22 protein-coding genes and 1 pseudogene are annotated in these 23,372 nt (G+C 71.3%); 9 read left to right on the top strand and 14 right to left on the bottom strand.

What is annotated here, in order from left to right; all coding sequences use genetic code 11:
* Positions 1–268 precede the first annotated feature (268 nt).
* The 4 genes from ACFYOB_RS17375 to ACFYOB_RS17360 all read left to right on the top strand — a co-directional run bounded on the left by ACFYOB_RS17375 (position 269) and on the right by ACFYOB_RS17360 (position 6,933).
* Complete coding sequence (locus ACFYOB_RS17375; RefSeq protein ID WP_388560736.1) at positions 269–637, top strand: zinc-binding dehydrogenase; 369 nt, start codon at positions 269–271, stop codon at positions 635–637.
* 367 nt (positions 638–1,004) lie between these two features.
* Positions 1,005–2,108 (top strand): alpha/beta hydrolase, encoded by a 1,104-nt coding sequence (locus ACFYOB_RS17370; RefSeq protein WP_388560665.1) that lies wholly within the window; start codon positions 1,005–1,007, stop codon positions 2,106–2,108.
* An 856-nt stretch (positions 2,109–2,964) separates the two neighbouring features.
* Positions 2,965–3,267 (top strand): trypco2 family protein, encoded by a 303-nt coding sequence (locus tag ACFYOB_RS17365; protein ID WP_388560663.1) that lies wholly within the window; start codon positions 2,965–2,967, stop codon positions 3,265–3,267.
* A gap of 39 nt (positions 3,268–3,306) precedes the next feature.
* Positions 3,307–6,933, top strand: coding sequence for a trypsin-like peptidase domain-containing protein (locus tag ACFYOB_RS17360; protein WP_388560661.1), 3,627 nt, complete (start codon positions 3,307–3,309; stop codon positions 6,931–6,933).
* A 554-nt stretch (positions 6,934–7,487) separates the two neighbouring features.
* On the opposite strand, the gene ACFYOB_RS17355 is transcribed toward ACFYOB_RS17360, so the two are convergent.
* The 7 genes from ACFYOB_RS17355 to ACFYOB_RS17325 all read right to left on the bottom strand — a co-directional run bounded on the left by ACFYOB_RS17355 (position 7,488) and on the right by ACFYOB_RS17325 (position 14,985).
* Positions 7,488–8,177, bottom strand: coding sequence for a DUF6445 family protein (locus ACFYOB_RS17355; RefSeq protein WP_388560659.1), 690 nt, complete (start codon positions 8,175–8,177; stop codon positions 7,488–7,490).
* Positions 8,178–8,480: 303 nt separating this feature from the next.
* On the bottom strand, positions 8,481–9,314 hold the full coding sequence (locus tag ACFYOB_RS17350) for a class I SAM-dependent DNA methyltransferase (RefSeq protein ID WP_388560657.1): 834 nt from the start codon (positions 9,312–9,314) through the stop codon (positions 8,481–8,483).
* Positions 9,311–10,642 carry an MFS transporter gene (locus tag ACFYOB_RS17345; protein WP_388560655.1) on the bottom strand — a complete coding sequence of 444 codons (1,332 nt, stop codon included), beginning with the start codon at positions 10,640–10,642 and terminating at the stop codon, positions 9,311–9,313. Before ACFYOB_RS17345 ends, ACFYOB_RS17350 begins: the two co-directional genes overlap by 4 nt.
* On the bottom strand, positions 10,639–11,703 hold the full coding sequence (locus tag ACFYOB_RS17340; RefSeq protein WP_388560653.1) for an enolase C-terminal domain-like protein: 1,065 nt from the start codon (positions 11,701–11,703) through the stop codon (positions 10,639–10,641). Before ACFYOB_RS17340 ends, ACFYOB_RS17345 begins: the two co-directional genes overlap by 4 nt.
* A complete protein-coding gene (locus ACFYOB_RS17335) occupies positions 11,700–12,812 on the bottom strand; it encodes a PLP-dependent cysteine synthase family protein (RefSeq protein WP_388560735.1) in 1,113 nt (370 codons plus the stop codon). Before ACFYOB_RS17335 ends, ACFYOB_RS17340 begins: the two co-directional genes overlap by 4 nt.
* Positions 12,813–12,826: 14 nt before the next feature.
* Positions 12,827–13,714: a Rossmann-like domain-containing protein gene (locus tag ACFYOB_RS17330; protein ID WP_388560651.1), complete on the bottom strand. Its 888-nt coding sequence runs from the start codon at positions 13,712–13,714 to the stop codon at positions 12,827–12,829.
* Positions 13,711–14,985, bottom strand: coding sequence for an ATP-grasp domain-containing protein (locus ACFYOB_RS17325; protein WP_388560649.1), 1,275 nt, complete (start codon positions 14,983–14,985; stop codon positions 13,711–13,713). The genes ACFYOB_RS17330 and ACFYOB_RS17325 overlap by 4 nt, the downstream gene beginning before the upstream one ends.
* Before the next feature lie 122 nt (positions 14,986–15,107).
* On the opposite strand from ACFYOB_RS17325, the gene ACFYOB_RS17320 reads away from it, so the two are divergent.
* Positions 15,108–15,728: a GNAT family N-acetyltransferase gene (locus ACFYOB_RS17320; RefSeq protein ID WP_388560647.1), complete on the top strand. Its 621-nt coding sequence runs from the start codon at positions 15,108–15,110 to the stop codon at positions 15,726–15,728.
* On the opposite strand, the gene ACFYOB_RS17315 is transcribed toward ACFYOB_RS17320, so the two are convergent.
* The 4 genes from ACFYOB_RS17315 to ACFYOB_RS17300 all read right to left on the bottom strand — a co-directional run bounded on the left by ACFYOB_RS17315 (position 15,721) and on the right by ACFYOB_RS17300 (position 18,513).
* Positions 15,721–15,975 carry a hypothetical protein gene (locus ACFYOB_RS17315; protein ID WP_388560645.1) on the bottom strand — a complete coding sequence of 85 codons (255 nt, stop codon included), beginning with the start codon at positions 15,973–15,975 and terminating at the stop codon, positions 15,721–15,723. The genes ACFYOB_RS17320 and ACFYOB_RS17315 overlap by 8 nt on opposite strands.
* 83 nt (positions 15,976–16,058) lie before the next feature.
* Entirely contained in the window at positions 16,059–16,847 is a 789-nt protein-coding gene (locus ACFYOB_RS17310) for an HAD family hydrolase (RefSeq protein WP_388560643.1), read from the bottom strand.
* A 2-nt stretch (positions 16,848–16,849) separates the two neighbouring features.
* The gene (locus tag ACFYOB_RS17305) at positions 16,850–17,068 is read right to left on the bottom strand and encodes a DUF1490 family protein (RefSeq protein WP_388560641.1); all 219 of its coding nucleotides are present in this window, start codon (positions 17,066–17,068) and stop codon (positions 16,850–16,852) included.
* 80 nt (positions 17,069–17,148) lie between these two features.
* Entirely contained in the window at positions 17,149–18,513 is a 1,365-nt protein-coding gene (locus ACFYOB_RS17300; RefSeq protein ID WP_388560639.1) for an FAD-dependent oxidoreductase, read from the bottom strand.
* Positions 18,514–19,125: 612 nt separating this feature from the next.
* On the opposite strand from ACFYOB_RS17300, the gene ACFYOB_RS17295 reads away from it, so the two are divergent.
* From ACFYOB_RS17295 to ACFYOB_RS17285, 3 genes and pseudogenes are all read left to right on the top strand, one after another.
* Positions 19,126–19,494 (top strand): ArsR/SmtB family transcription factor, encoded by a 369-nt coding sequence (locus ACFYOB_RS17295; protein ID WP_388560637.1) that lies wholly within the window; start codon positions 19,126–19,128, stop codon positions 19,492–19,494.
* Positions 19,491–19,981: pseudogene (locus ACFYOB_RS17290) on the top strand (GNAT family N-acetyltransferase). The gene ACFYOB_RS17295 and the pseudogene ACFYOB_RS17290 overlap by 4 nt, the downstream one beginning before the upstream one ends.
* A 61-nt stretch (positions 19,982–20,042) precedes the next feature.
* On the top strand, positions 20,043–20,579 hold the full coding sequence (locus ACFYOB_RS17285; RefSeq protein WP_388560635.1) for a DinB family protein: 537 nt from the start codon (positions 20,043–20,045) through the stop codon (positions 20,577–20,579).
* A 16-nt stretch (positions 20,580–20,595) separates the two neighbouring features.
* Here ACFYOB_RS17285 and ACFYOB_RS17280 read toward each other — a convergent pair whose 3' ends face one another.
* From ACFYOB_RS17280 to ACFYOB_RS17270, 3 genes are read right to left on the bottom strand one after another with little or no spacing between them, the layout of a single operon-like run.
* Positions 20,596–21,651 (bottom strand): ArsO family NAD(P)H-dependent flavin-containing monooxygenase, encoded by a 1,056-nt coding sequence (locus tag ACFYOB_RS17280; RefSeq protein ID WP_388560633.1) that lies wholly within the window; start codon positions 21,649–21,651, stop codon positions 20,596–20,598.
* A complete protein-coding gene (locus tag ACFYOB_RS17275; protein ID WP_388560631.1) occupies positions 21,648–22,442 on the bottom strand; it encodes an aquaporin in 795 nt (264 codons plus the stop codon). The genes ACFYOB_RS17280 and ACFYOB_RS17275 overlap by 4 nt, the downstream gene beginning before the upstream one ends.
* Positions 22,443–22,480: 38 nt before the next feature.
* The gene (locus tag ACFYOB_RS17270; protein WP_388560629.1) at positions 22,481–22,795 is read right to left on the bottom strand and encodes an ArsR/SmtB family transcription factor; all 315 of its coding nucleotides are present in this window, start codon (positions 22,793–22,795) and stop codon (positions 22,481–22,483) included.
* 103 nt (positions 22,796–22,898) lie between these two features.
* Here ACFYOB_RS17270 and ACFYOB_RS17265 point away from each other — a divergent pair, with 103 nt between their 5' ends.
* Complete coding sequence (locus ACFYOB_RS17265; RefSeq protein WP_388560627.1) at positions 22,899–23,315, top strand: arsenate reductase ArsC; 417 nt, start codon at positions 22,899–22,901, stop codon at positions 23,313–23,315.
* Positions 23,316–23,372: the final 57 nt, after the last annotated feature.

The following is a 23,372-nucleotide window of genomic DNA, read 5'->3' as shown; positions in this document are numbered from 1 at the left end:
TTGCGATCGCGGTGGGGTGCCCCCCGGCAACTCCACCGTTTGCAGCCTGCTTATCACACCATAGTGGGACGAAAGCATCATCGAAGAGCCTGCCCGCGCCACCACCAGATGAACCTCCGGGTGTCCCCGACACCGGGAGGCCGCTGGTCCGGCGGCCGGCCCGGGTGCCCCGGAACCGACCCGCGCGCGCGTCACCACGCCCCGGCCCCACAGCGACCCCGAAGACGGCCTCACGGCCGTATCGGTTGCTTCCGGTACGACCTCTGACCTGAACACGGCACGATACGGCAGTCACCGCAAGGCATCCGCCGAGCCGGAGCGCGCGCCGCACAGCTGGCCGGCGACGCCCAACTCGCCCTCCGCCTCTGGCCGATGGACAACGCTCACGTTCACCGCGTCCAGGGCGGTCCGCATCGTCGAGGTCTCCGCAGACCGCATCGGGGAGATCGACACGGACGGCTGGATCCGGCCCGTACGCCGACCAGGCCACGCGCACCCGCGCCCCGCCCCCGCCTCGACATCGACAGGCCTTGTCACCCTCCGAGTGGATCGGACGATGCCGTTCGCGGAAGCCGCCGCCGCCCACGACGCTCTGGCCTCGCGCGGCCGGCGCGGGCGCATCGTACTCGTGCCCTGATGAGCGGACCGCTGCTCGCGGATCGACACGAACACCGAGAATCGCGGCGCGGGCCGGACTATCGCCCGATCGCGGAGTTCCCCGATACCGACCCGGCGTGGTGCCGAACGGACCCGCTGAGCCCGCAGCCGTGACCTGCTCCGGCCGCGCGAGTCTCCCGACGACGCCACCGGCCGCCGGATCGCCATCGCCTTCATCCCGCACCCGGGTGACTACGGAGCGGCTCGCGCCCTGACCCGGACGGCATGTTCGCGCTCGGTCCCGTTCGTGCTGGTTCGTGGGAACCGATATGTCGCCGTACCGATCTATACGAGCGAGATCCGTTCGAGCCCCCGTTCGAGATCCGTAAGTCTGCACCGGAGTCCGAGTGAAACACCGTTCAGCCACGCTCTGCGCGGCCCTCGTCCTGTCCGCCGTCGCCGCACTGTCCGGCTGCTCCAGCGAGGGCGATCCCGTCTCCTTCGCCCCGAAGGAGACGGCGAAGCCGGAGGAGAGCAACAAGGCCGGCGACGTCCGGATGCCGACCCACCCGCGCGAGTGGACGACGCAGCGGGAGCTGCCGGACGGGACGCGGGTGGTGCGCACCGACCTGACGGGGCCGAAGTCCGGCTTCACCGGCCGGGTGTGGGCCTGGGTGCCGAAGCAGTACGGCAAGCCCGAGTACAAGGACAGCGCCTTCCCGGTGCTGATGGCGCTGCCCGGCGCCGTGGGCTACCCGACGAACTACTTCTTCTCCAAGGAGTTCCGCCTCCAGGAACGGATCGGGGAAGCCGCCGACAAGGGCGAGAGCCTGCCCTTCATCGTGGTCATGCCGGTGCTGAACGCCAACAAGGACACCTACTACGACGGCAGCGACATACCGGGGCAGCCCAAGATGGGCACCTGGATCTCGGACGACGTCCCGGACCTGGTGCGGGAGAACTTCCGCACCTACGCCGACCCGAAGGGCTGGGGCTTCTTCGGCTCCTCCTCCGGAGGTTACGTGGGCATGAAGATGGTGCTCCAGTACCCCGAGCGGTTCAGCGTGGCGATCGCGGGCGGGCCCGACGCGGCCCCCGACTCGCCGCTGTGGAACGGCCATCCGAAGGAGAAGCAGGAGAACAGCCCGGCCTGGTTGGCCGAGCAGCTGATCAAGAAGAGCGCCGCCGCGGGCGGCCCCACGAGCAGCCCGTCGAGCAGCGCCAAGGCCGGCTCGAAGAGCAGCCCCAAGAGCAGTCCCCCGCCCGACCCCTCGACCGGGCCCGCGACCGGCCACAAGGTGGCGATCTCCTTCCTCATGGGCACGAAGGAGCCGAAGCAGGAGGTCGCGGCTCTCGACAAGCTCCGCCAGGAGATCACCAAGGGCCCGATAGAGACCCGGGTGACGTCCTTCGAGGGCGGCCACGACGGGTACAAGTACACGGACACCCTGTTCAACGGTGACCTGAAGTGGATGAGCGACCGGATGCGCGGCCCGGTCGCCGCGAAATGACCGCCGCCCAGGGGCCCGTGGGCCTGTCCGTCACGGACCATCGAACCGCGGCCGACGAAGACCTCCGGGCGCCGAGCGGAAGGACGTGCCGATGACGGCCGTCAACGAGGCGTCGGCCTGAGCCGCGCCCCTCGGGACGCCCGCCGACCGGCGTCCCGTACCGCCGCGGACGCGGGCCCGGCGTGCCCCGGTGGCCTTGGCGGCGCCCGCGCCCGTGGCGTGCGCGGGCGCCGCAACCACCCGGGCGAGCAGCCCACACCTCCCGCACGCTCATGCTCAAGGCCGTCGACAACCCTGCCAGGCAATACGACTGCACGGCATAGGGGCGACCGCGGCCGGAAGGCGGGGCGGGGCTGGCCTGCGGCCAACTCCGCCATGACCTCAGCCCCGGTCGCGGTCCGCTGCGCCATCGCCGTGCCACGTGCTCGGCTGCCAGCTTTCGGCCCGGCCGGCAAAGGAGGCCACCGCCACACGGCCGACGTGCTCGTTGCCGAAGCAGCAGTGGCGCACCAGGTCGATCGCGTATCGGCATTCACAGACGGCGGGGACGGCGTCCCGGGTGAAGCCGCCGGCCACAGATCAGCCTCGGTAGCGGCGACCAACCTCCGGCCAACACACAGCCGACCCAGATTGTTTCCGGCACGCAGGAGGAGCCGGACCCGTCTCCGATCGCGTCACTCTGTAGCGTCGATCCCGCACAGGCGGCCTGACATGACCATAGCGCCCCTCCTCGAAGCAGACCCCGAACACCTTCGGCTCGACCGTTTACCATGATTGGGTGATCACGTAGGCCGTCTCCGCCACCATCACCGCACAGGCACGATGGCGGCGGCAGCGGTCCGGAAGAGGGGGACTGGTGGAGATCGGCCTGGCGGAGACCATCAAGGCACTGCGTGGTGAGCTGGCGCAGGCGATGGCGGACGGCGAGGGTCAACCGGTCCGGCTTCGAGTGCAGTCGGTGAAGCTAGACGTACAGGTCGCGGTGACGGCATCGGCAGAGGCCCAGGGCGGCGTCAAGTTCTGGGTGCTGTCGGCTGGAGGTAAGGCGACCGGGGGCGCCTCCGCCACGCACACCGTGTCTTTGGAACTCTCGGCCGAGACGGCCAACGGCGGCTCGGTCCTGACGGATTCGGGGCGTGGAGCCGTTCTGGAGGACTGACCTCGTGAATGAGTCGGCCCTCCGAGAGTGGCGTCGGCTGTGGCTGATCTGATCGCCGCGCAGCAGCCCCTGGAGCGTGTGGCCATGGTGGTGCGCCGCGGATCCGACGGCGTCCCTCGATTCGCCGCTTCCGGTTTCATGCTCGCCTCACGACTGGCCATCTGCGCTGGCCACGGCTTCATCCGGCCCGGTGACCGCTATGAGGTGAGACCGCCAGGGCAGTCGGCGCAGAGGCTTCAGGTCACCGCGGTGCTGCGGCACCGGATCGACGAGGTGGACCTCGCCCTCCTGGTTCTCGGGGAGGGCGGGCCCCTCATCCCTCCCGCCCGGTGGGGCGTCCTGCCCCGAACCGTGGAGTCGGTACCGTTCATCGCGATCGGGTTCCCCGACCATGCGTCGCGTCAAGATGTACCGAAATCGCGTCAGTTGACCGGGTCGATCCTTCTGGGCTCCTTCCTGGGGAGCCACGAGATGGAGCTGTCCCTCAGCAGCCCTGCGCCGCTGGAGTCAAGCGGATCCCCCTGGCAGGGGGTATCCGGGGCAGGGGTCATCACGCAAGACGGCGTTCTCGTCGGCGTGTGCACGAGCCATCACGTTCCATCCGGCGCGGCGAGCCTCACCGCGACCGACCTCTCCCAGGTGTCCCGAGATCCTGAATTCGTGCGCCTGCTGGCCGAGCACGGGGTGGAGCCGGTGCCGCCGGGGGACATCGTGCCGACGCCATTCGACCCAGCCGTGCTCGGTCGCGTACGCACCCATGCCGAGGTCATGCAGCGCCTACTCGGACGACGCAGCTTTCTCGACGAGGAGCACCTGCCCTTCATCCAGCCGGGGATGGACCACGCATCGCATCCGGACCTCCTTTTCGCCCGGCTGAGCACTGGCCGTTCACGAGGGGCTCTGCTGGTCGGACCAGCCGGTTCGGGCAAGACGCGGACATGCTTCGAGGTCGCGCACCGGGCGGACCGCGCGGGCTGGCAAGTCCTGCACGTCCAGCCCGACAGCGCCGTGACGGTCGACGACGTGGCCGCGTCCGTCGTCTCGTGCGGCCGCCGACGGGTGCTGCTGATACTGGACTACCTCGACGCCTGCCCACAGGTCGACCTGCGCGTCCTCGCCGAAGTGCTGATCCCGGAGGCCAAGCGACGTGGCGTGACCGTGGCGTGCCTGGCATCCGTGCGGCCCGGATCCCTGCCCACGGTTCAGCTCCGTGGCAGCAGCCGAGTGCTCGACGAGATCTACGTACGAGAGGACTGGCCACACCAGTCCGCGATCATCGACCAGGTAGTCCGCCACACGGCACCCGAAACCGTGCGCCGATGGGGGAACGAGGCGCTGTCCCGGATCTGCGGGCGGCGTCCGGTGATCGCGCTGTTGATCGCGCGGGCGATCGAGGAGCAGGGGCTGGCCGAGCACACACCGGGGGTGGCGGCATCTGTCCGGCCCGGCGAGCTGCTGGACTGGCTGCGCGAGGGCATGCGCCGGGACGCGCTCACCACGAGCCCCGCACTCAGCCCCTCCCCCTTGGGTATCACCACCCCTGCCATCGAGCAGCTGGCCTTCACCGTGGCGGTCGTGGCGAGCCCACAGTCCCGGATGGTCGTCGAACAGGCCATCGACACGTTCCTCACGGTGGCCGGTGGGCTGGCCGTTCCGTTCGGAGGGCGGCGCGTCGTCGACACGCTGATCTCTCTTGGGTGGCTCGATGAGGTCGGCGGTCAGCTGGTCGTGGTCCACGACATCGTCACCGACGAACTCCTGCTGCAGTCACTGATGCCTTCTCCCGGATGGAGCGTCGACGCAGGCGCCGCCGGTGCGCTCTTCGCCGCGTTCACGCGGCATGCACGTACGTTCTCCCTATTCACCGGCCATCTCCGACGGCTGGCCGTCGACATGGCAGCGCATGGCCCCGCCCATCGGATCGCTGCCCTGGAACGCTTTTGCCGGGAATGGCTCACGGCCCAGATGGATCCGCTCGGCCACCTCTTGGCGGGAGCCGGTGACGACGGCGGCCAGGCGCTGCTGACGATGGTGACGAGCCGGCCCTGGCAAGGGTTCGACCGCTCTGTGTGGAACACACTGGTTGCTCCCTGGCTCTCCCACGCCGAGGCCGACCACACCGCGCAGCCGTTTCTTACAGCCGCCCTGCGAGGTATGGATCCCGCTCCCGCATTCCTTGTCGAGGCTTCCGTCGGATGGCTTGTTCGCCGGGGCGGACAGACCGACACGGAGTACCTTCTGCTCGCACTGATCGAGCGCCCCGACCTTTCGCCGAGGACCGAGGACCTGGTGGTCGACTGCACCCTCGCCTGGGTGTCTTCCCGGCCCGACTGGCGTCATACGCCGGCGCTGCTGAAACGCCTGCTCGGCATGAACCACTCCAGGGATCGACTGGAGAGAGTGGTCGCGGGCGTACTGGCGTGGCTCACTCCGTACCGGTCCCTCGGAGTCGCACCCGTGATCCGTGCGTTCCTGCAGCGCGCGGACATCGTGACGGCCGCCCGCCGGAAACTCGTGGATCACGGCCTCGTGTGGCTGCGTTCCGATCTGCGCCCAGGCTCGAACATCGGTCCGGAACTGTGTGTTCTCCTCGAAGACGACCACCTCCCGGACCCGGACCGCGCGACATTGATCCGAAGCGCACTGGACTGGCTGGAGACGGGACAGGTGTACCCGAGCACGGGCCGGGTCGTGCAAAGACTCCTGTCCACGGAAGGGTGTCCGCCGGAGCTGCGTCCCAGGATGATCGCCGTCGCCCGTTGGTGGGCGGCCGAGGGGCCTGCCGACCACCCGGCAGGCTCCCGCGTCCTGGGCACATTGCTGTCCGCCGACAGCGTGGCGGACGCCGCCGCCCTCCTCCTCGCCCGACTGGGGTCGGAACCTGACGCCCAGTCCGCCCCGGCCATACTCCTTCGCCTGCTCATCCACTGCGAGGAACTCACCCAGGACCAGGCTCGGACCGCCGTCACGCTCGCCTTCACGTGGCTCGACAGCCACCCGGAACACGAGGCGTTCGGTTCCGTACTGGGCTCCCTCCTGCGCTTGCCGGACCTGCCGTCCGCACAGCTACAGCGTGCCATCCGTCTCGGATGCGCCGCGCTCCTCGCGCATCCAGACGCCCACGTGCTCATGGCCGTCATGCTCAGCCAGCTCGATGGGCTGACGCGCAATCAGGCACGGTCCCTCGCGGACGTCAGCCTGCGGTGGCTCGCCTGCCACGGCGGCAAGGTCCAGCGCCCGGTGCTCGCCTCCTTCCTCACACGCTCAGACCTGTCCGTCGAACAGGCACGCATCGGCATCGACATCGCTCTGGACCGTCTGAGCACCGACCGGTCGATGAAGTCCCGCTCCGTGCTCTCCGGTGTCCTGCGCCACCCGGCCCTCGACGAGGACCGACGATCCCGCGCCGTCGACAGCGCCCTGAGCTGGCTCGAAGAGCACGACATGGGGCCGAAGGTACGTCTGGTCATCGAGGATCTGCTCGCTCTGCCGGCGCTCTCGCCCATCCAGAGAGTCCACGTGATGCGCCTGGCAGCCGACTGGTTGACCCGGCACGAAGACCTGCCGTACGCAGATCGCCTCCGCTCGACGCTCGACGCAGAAACGCGGCGCGACGCCTCGCGGGAACACCTCGGAGCCGACTCAGGACCGGCTGCCCGGTGCTGACCGGCTCGAAGCCTGTATGACAAGGCCACCGCTTCGACCGGCTCACCCCGACTGGATCAGCCAGGCCCCGCGAGGAAGCCCGCCGCCCCGTCAGACGCCATGGCAGCTCGTGGCAGTCAAGGCGCCCCCCTCCCCCGGACCCACCACAGCGAGCCGGAACGGGCCGCTCTCATCTTGTGGGAGGCCTCGGTCATCGCCCCATACCAGGTGGCCTTCGACCGGAAGGCCGGCACCACAGCCCTACTGGTCCCCCACCTCGTCGCCGAGCAACTGCTCTCGTGTGCTTCCGATGACAATGCCCGTTCAGCGCTTGGCTCCCGCGGGCAGCGCGCCGCCCGCGGAGGTGCTGCTCGCGCAGTGGGACACCGAGAAGCCGCCGTCCCCCGGTGGACCAGGAGGCGAACGCGAGCCGGGATGATCCCCAAGGACAGGCCAGGGGCAGCTCCGTCGTATCCGGCAACTGGCGTAGCTGGTCATGCATTACTTCAGGGCCGCCGAGACCACAGCGCCTGTTCGCCCAGCAGGGTGTGGAAGGCAGGGCCTTCCTGACACGCTTAGGCCATCCAGAAGAAGACGGCCGTCATTCGCTTGTCCTCCAAGGTGCTGCCCGCGTAACCGGTCGCGGTGTGGATGAGGTTGGCCGAGTACAGCAGCAGACGGTTGTAGCGGGGCGGGACGCGAAGGTCCTCGGTGAAGGAGTCCTCCGGCACGAAGCGGGTGCCGAGTGCGTCGACCAGGTTGTTGTGCGGGGCGAGCACCTGATTGCCGCCCAGGACGCCGCCGGGCAGATTCTGGCGGTAGAAGCTGGTTCCGCAGTCCTTGGGCAGGTCCGGGCTGAGGTACAGCACCGCCGCGTAGCGGCACAGGCTCCGGGAGTCGGTGTGCGGGCGCGGTTCGCATTCGTCCTTGCCCACGACCTGGACGCAGTTGTGGTTGAAGGTGCCACCGCCGGTGGGATCCACGGTCCAGATCTTGGGTACCCCGACCGTCCTGCAAACCAGCTTCTCCACGTGCGCGAGCTCCGCCGGTTCAAGACCGGGCATCGTGCGCAGCCCCGGCCACGGCTCGGGCTTGTGGGGGTAGCCCTCCACCCACTCGTCCCGCTCAAGTACGCGAGCCCGTACGGCATCGGGGTCGGGCAGGACATCGTCCAGGATCCAGTAGTCCCGACCGCGCGTCGGCTTGCGGTACGGCAGAACCTGGAGCCTGCCATGGCGTGGGGGGTGTGACGGCAGAGACGGCATGACGGGAACGCTAGGGCTGGGGATGGCGTCATGCGCCAAAGCGCCACCAAGACTGCGGCAAGACATCGTCATGCCGGCATTCAGCCCCGTTGAAATGCCCGTATACCGACTGGGTCCGCAAGGCCGTTCGCTGCCTGCCGAGCCCCTCCCGCTGGAGGGAAGCCGGAGCAGACGGCTACTGGCATGTGACCAAGCGGCCGGTGTCGAGGACCGCGGTTCGGTCGGCCAGGGCGTCGGCGGCTGCCCCGTCGTGGGTGATCAGCACTCCGAGGGCGAATTCGGGTACGGAGTGCACGGCCAGGGTCAGCGCGCTGAGGGTGCGGTCCAGCGGACCGCCCTCGCGTCGGGCGCACAGCACCCCGAGCCCGGCCGACAGCGGCAGCAGCACGGCGAGCGTGGCACAGGCGAGCAGCACCGTGGGACCGAGCCCGCCGGACAGGTAGGCGGCGACGGGCCGTCCGCTGACCAGCGACGTGCCGCGGCGGTGGTGAGGAAGTACCGCAGTTCCTGGGGGAACAGCAGCCGCCAGGCGGAGTGCTGCTCCTGCGGCGGGGTGCCGTCGTCGGTATTCCAGGTCCTACGGCGGCGCAGGAGTTGGGCGCCGTGGTCGATCCACAGGGTGGTGTGGGAGGTATGGGTGGTGCCGCGCCACTCGAAGGAGGCGGTGCGCGGTCCGTGGAGAAGCTCGGTGTTGCCGAGGAAGAAGGCCCCGTTGCGCATCTCCGCGACGAGAAGTCCGCCGGGGGTGAGGTGGCGGCGGACGGCGGCGAGGCAGGAGGTGAGGTCGTCGTTGGTGTGGCAGTAGAGCAGGGCGCTGTCCAGGCAGAGGACGGTGTCGAAGGTGCGGCCGAGGTCGAAGTCCCTCATGTCGGCGCGCTGGTAGTCGGGGCCCGGGTGTCGCCGGCTGGCGTGGTCGACCATGGCCTCGGAGGTGTCGAGGCCGGTGACACGGCGTCCGGCCTCGTTGTGCAACCAGGCCGCGTCGCGGCCGGTGCCGCAGCCGATGTCCAGGACCTGGGCTCCCGCACCGTGACGGCGCAGGGTGTCCTCGGCCCAGCGGGCGGCGAGCCGGTCGGGATCGGGGAAGCGCTCTTCGTAGAGCTCGGGGTGGTCGGTGAGGAGGTTTCCGGTGCTCATCTGGTCTCGCTCAGGGGACGGGAGTCGTTGCGCGGGGCGGCGGACGCCGCTTCCGGGGGTGGGCTGGGGTCCTCGCGGTCCGGGGACGCCGCCGCAGTGGGCGCGTCGGGGACGGCAGGCAGGATCCGGCGCCGGTGCAGCACGGTGACGGCCACGGCCGACGTGAGGCCCAGGGCCGTGCAGCACCCGAACGGAAGCCAGGCCGGGCCGCCGCGCGTGGCGGCGTCCATGGCCCACCCGACACCGGTGCCGGCGCCCGCGGCGGCCACTCCGGACACGGCGTAGAACAGGCCGTAGAAGGTGCCGGTGAGCTCGGCGCGGCCGAAGGCGGGTATGAGCTCCATGACGAACGGCTGGGCGGTCATCAACCCGAGGTAGAGGAGCAGCGCTCCGGCCAGGACCGGCAGCAGCCGCACCGGCTGCGTCCCCGCTGCTCCGGATACCAGCATCGGCGCCACGAAGCCGAGCGCGCTGACGGTCAGGCCGGCCGCGATCCAGCGGCCCCGTCCGCCGCCCCGCGCGGCGAGCCGCCGGGTGAGGCGCAGCTGGAGCAGGAAGTTGGCGAGCGTCCCGACGACGAAGAGCAGCCCGACGGCCCCCGCCCAGCCGGTGGCCTGCCGCGCCGCATGCGGGAGGAGCAGGTAGAGCTGGCTCTCCATGCCGTACATCCCGACCATGGCCACGGCGAAGGCCACGAAGCGGCGGTTGCCCGCGGCCTCCCGCCAATCTGCGAGGAGCGAGCCGGTCGGCCGCGGCACCACGCGGGCGGGCAGCACCACTGCCTGCGCGAGGGTGAGTAGCGCGAACACCCCGGCAGCGGTGAGTGCGGCCGTTCTGAAACCGCCGAGCAGCAGCAGGCTCCCCAGCAGCGGCCCGAGCAGTGCCCCGGCCGTGGCGAACACGTTGAACAGTGCGAACGCCTCGGCCTTGCGGTGTCCGGACTCCTGGGCGATGTACGTCCGCACGGCCGGGTTGAACAGGGCGCCGGCCAGCCCGCTCAGCACCGATGCGGCGATCAGTACGGCCGGTGCGTCGCCCAGGGCGAACAGCGCGAAGCCGAGGGTGCGCAGGCCGCAGCCGGCGGTGATCACGCCGCGGGCCCCGAGGCGGTCGGCCGCCGAGCCCCCGATCAGGAACAGGCCCTGCTGGCTGAGGTTGCGCAGGCCCAGGACCAGGCCGACCACGGCCGCCGACCGTCCGAGGTCGTCGGTGAGGTGGGTGGCCAGGTACGGGATGAGCAGGTAGAAGCCGATGTTGACGCCGAGCTGGTTGATCAGCAGGAGCTGCACGGCCGGCGGGAAGCCGCGCACCGCGGCGAGGGTTCTCACCGTGCGGCCCCCGCGGGTATGGCTGCCCGGCACAGCACCCCCAGGCCACCGCGCGGAGCGGGGCGTACGGTGCCGTCGGCGCCGCCGATCCCGGTCCACGGATCGTCGGCGAGGAGCAGGTGCCCGTCGAGATCGACCCACCGGGCCCGGTCGACCAGGTGGACGGCGGGAGCGATGCCGAGCGAACTCGCGGTGAGGCAGCCGAGCATGAGGTCGGTGCCGCTGCCTTCCAGCGCGGCGTGGATCCGCAGCGCGGCACGTACGCCCCCGCACTTGGCGAGTTTGACGTTGACCCCGTGGACCCGGCCGGCGAGGGCTGCGGCGTCCTCGTAGGAGACCGCGTCCTCGTCGGCGATCACCGGGACCGGTGAGGCGGCGGCGACCCGGGCCAGCGCCGCGGGCCGGCCAGCGGCGATCGGCTGTTCCACGGCCGTGACGCCGAGGGCCGCGAAGCGGGGCAGCAGCGCGTGGGCCTGGTCCTCGGTCCAGGCACCGTTGGGGTCGAGCAGCAGGTCCGCGGCGGGTGCTCCTTCGCGGACGGCCTCGACCCGGGCGAGGTCCTCGGCCGGGTCGGCGGATCCGGCCTTGACCTTCAGCACGCTGAATCCGGCCTCGGCGAGCCGACCGGCCTGGGCAGCGGCGGCGATGGGCGCGACGATGCCGATGGTGCGGGCCGTGGCGGCCGACGGGGGCTGGGATCGGCTGAGGAGCTGGTGGGCGGGTTGACCCGCCCGTTTGCCTCTGAGGTCCAGTACGGCGGCCTCGACCGCGGCGAGGACCCCTGCGGGCAGCTCCGCGCCGAGAGCGCCTGCGGGCGTGAGTTCGGCCCACGCGGTCTCCGGGTCCGGCAGCCGCTCGACCGCGGGGCGCAGGGCGCTCAGGTGGCGAAGGATGTCTTCGGTGGGCAGCCCGAGGTAGACACTGCTGACGGCCTCCCCCCAGCCGTGCAGCCCGTCGTGCCCCAGGCAGACCCAGACCGCGTCGCGGCGGGCCATCACAGAGCGGGAGATCCGCAGCGGCTCCGCCAGTTCGAGCGAGGCGGTGTGCCAGGTGAGTCTCATACGGCACCTCCGGGGGCCGGAACGCGGGCAGCGCGGGCTTGGCCGCCGGGGGCGGCGACCGGATCGACGACGGTCCGGCAGCGAGTCCAGCCGAGGGCCTCGGCCCCGTACGGGTGCCGGATCTCCAGCGGGCGAGTGGCGGGGGCCGTGGCGGTCAGACCGTGGGCGTGGCAGAAGTCGTCGTCGTAGACGGTGCCGAGGTAGCGGTGCGGTCCGTCGGGGAACACGGTTGCGACGACGGCGCCGGGCTCGGCCCGTGCGGCCCACGCGGAGACCAGGGCGACTGCGCCGGTACTCCAGCCGCCGCTGACGAAGCTGCCGCGGGCGAGCCGGCGGCAGGCGTCGACGGCCTCGGCGGCGCCCACCCAGTGCACCTCGTCGAACGCCCCGTGGCGGACGTTGCGGGGGTGGATGCTGCTGCCGAGCCCGCGCATCAGGCGTGGCCTCGCGGGCTGTCCGAAGATGGCGGAGCCGACGGAGTCGACGCCGATGACCTTCAACCGGGGCCAGCGGCGGCGCAGCGGGCCGACCAGCCCGGCGCTGTGGCCGCCGGTGCCCACGCTGCACACCAGGATGTCGAGGTGGTCGAGCTGGCTGATCAGTTCCCCGGCCATGGAGAGGTAGCCCGCGGGGTTGTCCGGGTTGTTGTACTGATCGGGCCAGTAGGCGTCCTCGGTCCGGGCCAGGACCTCGCGCAGCCGGGCGATGCGGGCGGCCTGCCAGCCGCCCTGGGGCGCGGGGCGGTCGACGAGCTCCAGGCGGGCACCGTAGGTGCGCAGCAACTGCCGCATGGAAGGTTCGAGTTCGGCGTCACCGACGAGGATGACGGGGTGGCCGAGGGCCTGCCCGGCGAAGGCCAGCCCGATGCCCATGGTGCCGGAGGTGGATTCCACGACCGGGGCGCCGGGGCGCAGCTCACCGCGTCTGCGGGCGCCGGTGAGCATCGACATCGCCGCGCGGGCCTTCATCCCGCCGGCGCTGAGGCATTCGAGCTTGGCCCAGAAGCCGGGGTGGGGATGGGGCAGGTGGGTATGGATGCGGGCCACGGGAGTCCGCCCGAGTAGGGGCAGGAGACCAGGGTTTGCGGCAGCCGTGTGGGACCTGTGCATGAGTGGAGCGGTGGTCACGGACAGCCTCCGTAGCGGTGGATGACACCCGGACCGCCGTCGAGCCAGAAGAACGGGTACGGCTCGGCGGAGACGGCGCTCACGCCGGCGCCGAGGAAGCGGGGCAGGACGGCGCTGCCGGTCTGGGCGAACATCACCAGGGGCTTCCCGCTCCGGGCGGCGTGGTCGAGCAGCCCCTGGAAGGTGCCGTTGCCGAGGGTCATGCCGGAGGCCAGGACTGCACCGCAGCGTTCCAGGTGTGCGGCCGCATCGGTCGCGACGGGCTCGCCCCACTCGGTGGTGCCGCCCTTGAGGTCGCACGGCACGTAGTCGAGGCCGCGCGAACGCAGCTGCTCCAGAAGCGAGTTGACCACTCCGATCACCAAGATCGGACGGCGTTCGCCGGATTGGTGCACGCGGACGGGCAGCAGGTCGACGACGGCACGGGCCCGCGCCCGCGACCGGCTCAGCGAGCTGCCGGCCGGCAGGGCATACGGGCGGGCCCCGTTGTCCGGGGTGTGGGGGCGTACGTGAGCCAGGTAGGCGTCGAGCGCCGCGATCCGCACCGGCAGGAAGGGATGCCCGAGGAGGTCGGTGACGCTGGCGCCCACGCAGTCGTCGAGGGCACGTCCTGGCAGCGCCCCGGGCTCGACCGCGCAGGATCCGACCGCCGCGTCGAGCCGCAGGCTGAGCACCTCGTTGCGGTAGCCGCTGCTGCGCCCTTCGTGCCGCACGGCCTGGGAGGTGGTGAACGCGAGCGAGATCCGCTCGCCGACCGGGTCGGGGCCGTACGCACCAGCCAGGACCGCACCGAAGAGCTGGTCGACGGTCCGGACGACGGGCTCGGCATGCGGGCGCTCGCCCACCGGGATCGCTTCAGGTGCATGCAGGGCCGGCAGGGTCATGCGAGCACCGCCGGGGAGGGCCCGTAACAGGGACGCAGGCCGGCCAGCAGCCGCTCGGCGGCGGCTCGGGCGCCGACACCCTCGGTGTCGGCGGCCATCACGTGGCCGAGGTACTCGTTGTTGCTGGTGGCGGGCCGCACGGTGCGGCCGGGTTCGGCGAGGCTGAGCTCCAGCACCTCCGGCCGGGCCCGTACGGCCTCTGCCCCCTCGATGCCGGCGAGGATGCCGTCGGTGTCGGGCAGCAGGAAGGAGATGGCGGCGCTGCGCACGCCGGTGGGTCGGGGCGCCAGGTCGGGCATACGCCCCAGGGCCACGTCCACGCAGGCGGCAGCCAGGTCGACGCCCGTGACGTGCCGGACGAGTTCGGTGATGCGGTTGCCGGCCGGGCGGGGGTTGACCTCGACCACCCGGGGCCCATCGGGCGTCAGCTTGACCTCGGTGTGGCAGACGACCTGGTCCAGGCCCAGCGCCTTGACCGCCCGCAGCGCGGTCTCGGCGGCCTCCGCCGCCCGGACGTCCTCGATGGCGGCCGGGAACATGTGGCCGGTCTCGATGAAGGCGGGCGCACCGCCGATGCTCTTGTCGGTGACCCCCACGACGTGCGTGGCGCCGCCGAAGGAGACGGTCTCGACGCTGACTTCGGGCCCGTGCAGCAGCTCCTCGAGCAGGATGACGTGTGCACGGTCCTGACCGCGCGCGTTGACCGGGAACTCGGCGAGGGCCTGGCAGGCAAGCTCCAGTTCACGCTCGTCGCCCACCGCGCGGACCAGCATGCCCGCACACAGGTCCACCGGCTTCACCACGAGCGGGTACCCGATCTCACGAGCGGCGACCGCTGCCTCCGCAGCCCCTGCGCAGAGCGCGAAACGCGGTCCGGGGACGCCGCCTTCGGCGAGCACACGGCGCGTCAGGTCCTTGCGACACGCCGCCTCGACGGCATCCGGGGAAGGCCCGGGCAGACCGAGCCGCCGGGCGGTGTGCGCGACGGCCGGCAGGTAGTAGTCGCACGAGGAGACCACCCCGTCGAAGCCGAGGACGGCGTGCAGCCCCTCGACATGCGCCAGGAGGGCGCCGGTGTCGTTGGTGTCCGCCGTGATGACGTTGCGGGCCGCGAGCAGCGGGTGCGGCCCGTCGCCCGCAGGGGCCGAGCGCAGGTAGTGGTGCAGGTCGCGGGTGACGAAGGTGAACTCGTGCCCGTCTTCGCGGATCGCCCTGGGCAGCAGCCCGCTCATCGATCCCACCCAGCTTTCGATCACCAGCAGATGTCCCACCGGACTTCCTTCCAGACTGCCGTCGGCTCTGTGCGACGGGACGTTATCTGAAATCGTTTTCATTTCCAATACGACGGTTTTCCGATAGCCTGCGCCCCCCGGAGCACGAGAGGCGGAGTGTGATGACAGAGCTGACGCAGGATCAGAGGGTCGGGCCGTACACGGTGCGGCACGCGAGAACCGAGGACCTGCCCGGTGCCCGGAGGGTCATGCTGGACACCTTCTACCGGGAGTTCGGCTACGGGTACGTGCCGGACTGGCACCCCGACGTCGTCGACCTCGAAGGCACCTACCTGCGGCATCCGCGGCACACCCTCGTCGTGGCCGTACGCGAGGACGGCGAAGTGGTGGGCACCACCGCACTCAACTCGCGTGGTCCCACCCACCCTCCGCACCCGCGGAGCCTCGTCGAGCGCTACCCCTCGGGTCGGACCGCGCAGCTGTTGCGGGTCTACGTACGCCCCGAGCACCGGCGGCACGGCCTGGCCCGCGTGATGGTGCACACCGCCTGTGCGTTCGCCGCGGCCGTACCCGGCTACGAACGCATCTACCTGCACACCAACGTCGACATCCCCGGCGCGGAGGGCTTCTGGCGCAGCATGGCCACGGAGGTCTTCGACGCCCGCGCCACCGGCGAACACGGCGGATTCGGGACCGTCCACTTCGAGATGCCGCTCCCCGTGACGGGATCGGACTCCGAGCCGGGGACGGGACCTGACCGGGAGCCGGCCGCCGTCATGTGACCCGCCGCTCCTCCAGGGGCGCCGCCCTCAGCAGACTCTCGTCCACCCGGGGCAGGTGCGGGGTGTGGTTGACCAGGCGGGCGGAGTTGCCCACGACGGCGATGCTGCTGGTGTTGTGCAGCATCGCCGCGAGCACCGGGTTCATGGAGCCGCCCGCGCCGGCGACCAGCCCGAGCAGGTTGACGCCGATGGCGAGCCCGTAGTTCTGCCGCACGACGCGCAGGGTGTGGCGGCCGAGCTCGACCACGGCCGCGACTGGCGCAGGTCGTTGCCGGCGAGCGCGATGTCGGCGGTCTCCAGGGCTACGTGGGAGGAGTGCTAGGTCGCGGATCAGCTGGAGTTCGGCCTCCGGCAGGGCGTGGGCGTGCACTTCGGTGATGCCGAGGGCGTCGGCCACGACCTGGGCGGTCTCGGGGGCGTCGCCGGTGAGGAGGACCAGCCGCGAGACGCCCGGGTCGCGCAGCTGCCGGACGACGATGTCGCCGCCGCCCGTACGGCGTCGGAGACCGCGAGCAGGCCGATGAACTCCTCGTCCTGGGCGAGGCAGATGACGGTCGCGCCGCTGCGGCGCAGGTGGTCGGTCCAGCCTTGGGCGTCCTCGGTGAGCTCGATGCCGTGCCGGCGCTGCAGGGCGGGGCTGCCCACCAGGAGGCGGGTGCCGTCGAGTTCGGCGCGCAAGCCCATGCCGAGGACGACCTCGCAGGCCTGGTGGATGGGGACGTGCAGGTGCTGCTCTTCGGTGTGGGTGACGATGGCCCGGGCGAGGGGGTGGCGGGCGTGGAGCGCGCCGGAGGCGGCCAGGCTGAGCACATCGTCGGTGCCGAAGCGCTCGTTGAGAGTGACGACGCTGGTGACCAGGGGACCGCCGAAGGTGAGGGTGCCGGTCTTGTCGAAGACGACGGCGGCGACCCGGCCGATGCCTTCGAGGTGGGTGCCGCCCTTGATGAGGTGCCACGGCGGGCGCCGTTGCCGTTCGCGGGAAGATCCGCTGGCGTGGAAGCCGCCGAGGTGGGTGAGGCGGTCGTCGACGAGTCCGGCGCAGCCGGGGCGGTCGCGCAGCCACGGGCCGGTCAGCCGGGCCCGCCCCGTGGCGACCGAGCGGACGAATATCGCGGACATGATCAGTGCTCGTGGCCGTGATCGTCGTGGTCGACCTTGACGGCCGAGGGAGGTGGGACCTCCTCGCCCAGCGAGGTACGGGCTTCCGCGAGCATGTCCCCGGCCTTGAGCCGGGCCTCCTCGGCGGCCGAGGACAGCCACCGGCTCGCCACGATGCCGCCTGCCGGGCCTCCCGCCAGCGCCTTGCGCGCGGCGGGCTGCGCATCGGCTGGGTGGCACACAGGACGGGCAGGACGGCGCGGGCCGCGACCGGACCCCCGTCCCGGTCGCGGCCACGCTTGCCTTGGTGTGGGCATGCGGGTCAGCAGCCGCCGGAGGAGGCGGGTGCGCCGATGGTGAGGGTGGTCGGGGCCGCGCAGCAGCCGCCACCGTTCTGTTCGGTGGTCTCGGGCTGGTCGAAGAGGCCTGCTCCGCCGCACACGCCGGTCTCGGGCAGGGTCAGCTCGATGCGTTCGGCGGCTTCCTGGTCACCGGCGAGGTGTGCCGCGATCGAGCGGACCTGCTCGTAGCCGGTCATGGCGAGGAAGGTCGGGGCGCGGCCGTAGGACTTCATGCCGACCAGGTAGACATCCTTCTCCGGGTGGGACAGCTCGTTCACGCCGTGCGGATAGACGGTGCCGCAGGAGTGCTGGTTCGGGTCGATCAGCGGCGCCAGCTCGACCGCCGCCTGCAGGCGCTCGTCGAGGCCGAGGCGCAGCTCGTCCAGGAAGGACAGGTCGGGACGCAAGCCGGTCAGAACGATCACCTCGTCCACCGGGTCGAGACGTCGGCCGTCTTCGCCGACGAGGATCAGGCAGCCGTCGGTGTCGCGTTCGATGGCGTCGGTGCGGAAGCCGGTGACCGCGTCGGCGTACCCGTTGTCGACGGCGGCCTTGGCGGCGAGGCCGAGAGCACCGCGGGCGGGAAGCTGGTCGGCTTCGCCGCCGCCGAACGTGGAGCCCGAGATGCCCCGGCGCAGGACCCAGAGCGCCTTGGTGCCGGAGCCGTCGTCGGCCTTGGCGAGGTCGGCGAGGTAGGCAAGGGCGGTGAAGGCGGAGGCGCCGGAGCCGATCACGGCGGTGCGCCTGCCCGCGTAGCGGGCGCGGACGACCGGGTCCTTGAGGTCGGGGACGCGGTAGGCGATCCGGTCGGCGGCGGCCTTCTCGCCGAGGGCGGGCAGGCCGCTGCCGCCTGCCGGGCTCGGGGTGGACCAGGTGCCGGAGGCGTCGATCACGGCGCGGGCGAAGACGCGCTCCTCGCGACCGTCGGCGTGCTCGATGTGGACGACGAAGGGCTGGGCGTCGCGGTCGGCGTCGACGATGCGGTCGCGGCCGGTGCGGGAGACCCCGGTGACCCGGGCGCCGAAGCGGACGCGGTCGCCCAGGGTGTCGGCGAGGGGCTGGAGGTAGAGCTCGGCCCAGTCCCCGCCCGTCGGGTAGGAGGCCGCATCCGGCTTGACCCAGCCGGTCGGGGCCAGGAGCTTCTCGGCAACCGGATCGACGACCTCACCCCACCGCGAGAACAGCCGCACGTGGGCCCAGTCGCGGGTCGCGGTCCCGGCGCGGGGGCCGGCTTCCAGGACGAGGAAGTCCAGGCCGCGGTCTTCGAGGTGGGCGGCGGCGGCCAGGCCGGCGGGTCCGGCCCCGATCACGATGACGGGCAGGTCGGTGGTGGCAGGCGAGTTCACGGTCGGCTCCGGTTGTTTCGATGTCTGTCGATGGCTTGCGTGATCAGCGTGACACCTGTTTCGATGTGCGTCAACATAGACATTCATCGAACCCGTACGGGTCGTCGTGGAGCATGTGGAAGCAGTCGTCATCAGGGGCGGACAGTCCGGCCTCGCCGCCGCACACGCGCTGGCCAGGCAGGGCGCGGCGCCGGTCGTTCTGGAGACTGCCCGCCTGGACGACGGCCGCCACCGGGCCACCCTCGCCGCCGGCCTGCCCGACCGGCGTCCGATGTTCACCGGCCTGGACGGCGACAAGATCACATGGCCGGACGGCAGTACGGAGGCAGTGGACTCGATCATCTTGGCCACCGGTTACCGCCCCGACCTGCCCCACCTCACCCACCTCGACGGAGCCCTCGACTCCGCCGGCCGCCCCGTCACCGCGACGGCGCCTCCCTCACCCATCCCGGGATCGCCTTCGTGGGGCTGGAGTGGCAGCGCAGCCTGTCCTCGAAATCGTTGCGCGGATGCGGCCGGGATGCGGAACGCGCCGCCCGGCGCCCGGTCGTCCACCTCGGCCGCAGGTGAAAGGCCGCTCCGCACTGGTTCGACATGTGTCAACATAGACGCATGTCGAATGTGAAGGCGTTGCCGCTCCTGGAGCCCGAGGCCGTAGCGCCCTGCTGCCCGCCGTTGAACGAGCGCCCGATGTCGGCGGAGGAGGCCGAGGTCGCGGCGAAGATGTTCAAGGCCCTCGGCGACCCCGTGCGCCTGCGCCTGTTCTCCGCCGTCGCCTCCCACGAGGGCGGAGAAGCATGTGTGTGCGACATCTCCGACGTGGGCGTCTCCCAGCCGACCGTCTCCCACCACCTGAAGAAGCTCAAGGAAGCCGGCCTGCTGTCCTCCGAGCGGCGCGGAACCTGGGTGTACTACCGGGTCGAGCCCTCCGTCCTCGCCGCCATGGGCGCGCTTCTGACCGGCGCCGCGAAGGCGGCATGACCGTGGTGCACACGGCCCCGCTGCTGCCCGAGCACGCCGAGCGGGTCCTCGTGATCCACCAGGCCGGAATCGAGGAGGGCAACGCCACCTTCGAGACCACCGCGCCGGACTGGGCTGCGTTTGACTCGGCGAAGCCGGCCGAGCACCGCTTCGTCGCGCTGGACGAGGACGAGGCCGTGCTCGGCTGGGTCGCGGCGAGCGCGGTCTCGGACCGGTGCGCCTACGCCGGCGTGGTCGAGCACTCCGTCTACGTCCACCGCGACGCCCGCGGCGGCGGCGTCGCCGTGCTCTGCTGGACGCGCTGATCGCCTCCACGGAAGCAGCGGGGATCTGGACGATCCAGTCCGGGATCTTCCCCGAGAACGCCGCGAGCCTGGCCGTCCACGCCAAGGCAGGCTTCCGGGTGATCGGTACCCGCGAACGCATCGGACGCCACCGCGGCGCCTGGCGTGACGTCATGGAGCACCGCAGCCGTGCCGTCACCTGACGATGCGGTGAATTCAGCCACGGAGCGGGTATCACCACGGCCCGAGTGAGAGCAGCGGGCCATGACGAGCAGCCACGTCTTGGACCGGCAGGCCGTGTACGACGACTACGAGCGCGCCCGGTACACGTTCCGCCGCCTGCTGGAGACCGCCTCCGCCACCGACCTGCGGCGACCGAGCCAGGGCACCAAGTGGACCAACGAGCAGCTGCTGTGGCACATGCTGTTCGGCTACATCGTCGTCCGCGCCTTGCTCGTCCTCATGCGCGTCTTCGGCCGCCTGCCTGACAGCGTCGGCAAGGGCTTCGCCCGGTTGCTGAACGCAGCGACGGCGCCGTTCGACCTGGTCAACTACCTCGGCCCGGTGGGAGCGGTGAAGGCCTTCACCCCCCGGCGGATGGTCGCCACGTTCGACCGCGTCACCGCCGCCCTGGCAGGGCGTCTGGCAACGGAAGCCGAGGCCGACCTTGAGCGCGGCATGCACTGCCCCACCCGCTGGGATCCCTGCTTCAACGACTTCATGAGCCTGGCGGACCTCTACCGCTACCCCACCCGGCATTTCGACTTTCACCACCGCCAGCTCACCCTGCCCGGCCGCTGAGCAGCACCGCGGCGGGTCAGCGTAGGAGATCGGCGATCTGCCGGGCTGCCTCGCGGGCCGGGCGTCCGACGCCGATCAGAGTCGCGGAGGCGGGACCGGTCCAGTCGCCGTACCCGAGCAGGTGCAGGCGTGGGTCGTCGACGGCTCGGGTGCCGTCTGTGGCGATGCCCCCGCGGGTTCCGCGCAGGCGCAGGCCGGCGACGTGGGCCAGCGCCGGACGGAAGCCAGTGCACCAGATGACGGCGTCGGCCTCGGCACGGATGCCGTCGGCCCACTCCACGCCGGTCTCGGTGAGACGGGTGAACATGGGCTTCGCGGTCAGGAGTCCGGCGTCGCGGGCCGCACGGACGGGCTGGACGGCGACGATGTCGCCGAGGGAGGCGACGCCGCCGGTGTCGGTGTGGCCTTCGTCCAGGGCGCGGCGCCGGGCGGTGGCGTGGTCGAAGAGGGCGCGCCCGTCGATGTCGTCAGCCAGATAGCGCGGAGGCCGCTGGGTCACCCACGTCAGCTCGGCGGTACCGGCGAGATCGGCGGCGATCTGGGCGCCGGAGTTCCCTCCGCCGACCACGATCACGCGCTGTCCGGCGAACTCAGCAGGGCTGCGGTACTGGACGGTGTGGAGCTGGCGCCCGGTGAACTCCCGGCGACCGGGGACGGCGGGCAGGAAGGGTCGGGTCCAGGTTCCTGTGGCGCTGATGACCGCGCGGGCCCGCCAGTCACCGCGATCCGTCTCGACCCGCAGGAAGGCGCCGTCGCGGTGGACCGCCGCGCCCCACACACTGTGCTGAACGGGGAGTTCGTACCGCTTCTCGTAGTCCGCCAGGTACGCCACGACGTGTTCGGCTTCGGGGTAGACCTGGCCCTCCTGCGCCAGCATCAGCCGGCCCGGCAGGGAGGAGTAGGCGGCCGGTGAGAAGAGGCGAAGCGAGTCCCAGGTGTGCTGCCAGGCTCCGCCGGGCGCGGCCTGGGCGTCGAGGATGACGTGCTCGATGCTCAGGCGGCGCAGGTGGTAGCCGGCGGCGAGCCCGGCTTGGCCGCCGCCGATCACCACCACCCCGGTGTGCTGGGTCATGCTGCGGGCTGTCCCTCGCCGGTCTTGCCCCGCGGGAAGATGACCGCGACGAGAGCCAGGCCGACCACGGCGCCGATCAGCTGCATGCCTATGAATCCCGGCACAGAGGCCGGGGCGATGCCGGCGAAGGTGTCGGTGAAGGCGCGGCCGATGGTGACGGCCGGGTTGGCGAAGGAGGTGGAGGAGGTGAACCAGTACGCGGCGCCGATGTAGGAGGCGACCGCGACGGGCGCGAAGCGAAGCCGGTCGGCCTTGGCCAGGCCGAAGATCAGAAGGATCAACCCGGCCGTGGCGACGACCTCGCCCAGTAGCAGATTCCCTGCGGAGCGATCGTGCGTGGACCACTTGGCCAATGGCTCGCCGAACATCGCGTCCGCCAGGATCACGCCCGCGATCGCGCCGGCGATCTGGGACGGCACGTACACGGCGAGCTCGCGGGCGTTCACGCCGGCGCCCCCGCGGCGGGCGGTCCACCACTCGGCCAGCGTCACGGCCGGGTTGAAGTGCGCACCGGACACCGGGCCGAGGAGGGCGATGAGGACGCCGAGGCCGAAGACGGTCGCGGTGGAGTTCGCCAGCAGCTGCAGCGCGACATCCTCCGTGAGCTCGGTGGCCTGGATCCCGGAGCCGACCACGATCGCGACCAGGGCGGCGGTACCGACCAGCTCGGCGGCCGCACGGGCGATCAACGGCGCACGGGGCGGGGTCGCGCCAGGGGCGGGCTGCGGCGCCTTGGCGGCTATGGCGGACTCCGCTGCGGGCGCGGCGCCGACGGGCTCGGTGGCGGTCAAGACAGGTTCTCCTCGGGCAGTTGTGGCACGCGGGACGGTTAGGGGCAGGACCGCTTGAGGTTCGCTTCGACGGTGGCACGCGCGGTCTGGGCGAGGTCGGCGAACTGACCGGCGATGCCTTCGATGACTTCCGGGCGCAGGCGGTAGTAGACGAACCTCCCGCACGGCTCCGTCTCCACGACCCCTGCCTCGCGCAGCACCTTCAAGTGGTTGGAGAGGTTGGTCTGCTTCGCACCCGTCTCCTCCACGAGATGGGTGGTGCAGAGCGTCTCCTTGGCGAGGAGGGTCACGATCTGGAGCCTGAGCGGGTCGGCCAGAACGCGGATCAGATCAGTGTCGACTGACGTCATCATGGACTGATACTGTCACATCATTGAGGGCTGACACCAGTCCAGGCTGAACCACGCTACGGGTCTGTGGCGTGAGATGGCCGTGCCTGCCATGAAGGAAAAGCCGATGTCCGCGAACCCGCTCGCGTCCGTTCTCTTCGTCTGCATCCACAACGCCGGCCGCTCCCAGATGGCCGCAGGCTTCCTGCGCCACCTCGCCGGCGACCGCGTCGAGGTCCGCTCTGCCGGCTCGATGCCGGGCGACCAGATCAATCCCTCCGCGGTGGCCGCGATGGCCGAGTCGGGCATCGACATCTCCGACCAGACGCCGAAGGTGCTGACGCCCGAGGCGGCCCAGGCATCGGACTACATCATCACCATGGGCTGCGGCGACGCCTGCCCGTACTTCCCCGGCAAGACCTATCTCGACTGGCAGCTTGAGGACCCGGCCGGGCAGGGCGTCGAGGCCGTGCGACCCATCCGCGACGAGATCAAGGGCCTCGTCGAGGGCCTGATCGCCGAGATCGACGCGACAAAGGCGTGAGCAACAGGGGAGCGAGACAATCCCCGCCGACGGCATACACGACGTCGTTCGACGACC

The organism is Streptomyces sp. NPDC006463 (assembly GCF_042870715.1).
Lineage (GTDB): Bacteria > Actinomycetota > Actinomycetes > Streptomycetales > Streptomycetaceae > Streptomyces.
The sequence above is the reverse complement of the archived record's forward strand: the minus strand, read 5'-3'. Positions and strand labels throughout refer to the sequence as shown.

Bases quoted from the DNA above. Each gene is read 5' to 3' on its own strand.
- ACFYOB_RS17355 (WP_388560659.1), bottom strand. From the start codon at position 8,177: ATGCCGTCTCTGCCGTCACACCCCCCACGCCATGGCAGGCTCCAGGTT.
- ACFYOB_RS17350 (WP_388560657.1), bottom strand. From the start codon at position 9,314: ATGAGCACCGGAAACCTCCTCACCGACCACCCCGAGCTCTACGAAGAG.
- ACFYOB_RS17340 (WP_388560653.1), bottom strand. From the start codon at position 11,703: ATGAGACTCACCTGGCACACCGCCTCGCTCGAACTGGCGGAGCCGCTG.
- ACFYOB_RS17335 (WP_388560735.1), bottom strand. From the start codon at position 12,812: ATGCACAGGTCCCACACGGCTGCCGCAAACCCTGGTCTCCTGCCCCTA.
- ACFYOB_RS17330 (WP_388560651.1), bottom strand. From the start codon at position 13,714: ATGACCCTGCCGGCCCTGCATGCACCTGAAGCGATCCCGGTGGGCGAG.
- ACFYOB_RS17320 (WP_388560647.1), top strand. From the start codon at position 15,108: ATGACAGAGCTGACGCAGGATCAGAGGGTCGGGCCGTACACGGTGCGG.
- ACFYOB_RS17310 (WP_388560643.1), bottom strand. From the start codon at position 16,847: ATGTCCGCGATATTCGTCCGCTCGGTCGCCACGGGGCGGGCCCGGCTG.
- ACFYOB_RS17295 (WP_388560637.1), top strand. From the start codon at position 19,126: ATGTCGAATGTGAAGGCGTTGCCGCTCCTGGAGCCCGAGGCCGTAGCG.
- ACFYOB_RS17285 (WP_388560635.1), top strand. From the start codon at position 20,043: ATGACGAGCAGCCACGTCTTGGACCGGCAGGCCGTGTACGACGACTAC.
- ACFYOB_RS17280 (WP_388560633.1), bottom strand. From the start codon at position 21,651: ATGACCCAGCACACCGGGGTGGTGGTGATCGGCGGCGGCCAAGCCGGG.
- ACFYOB_RS17270 (WP_388560629.1), bottom strand. From the start codon at position 22,795: ATGATGACGTCAGTCGACACTGATCTGATCCGCGTTCTGGCCGACCCG.
- ACFYOB_RS17265 (WP_388560627.1), top strand. From the start codon at position 22,899: ATGTCCGCGAACCCGCTCGCGTCCGTTCTCTTCGTCTGCATCCACAAC.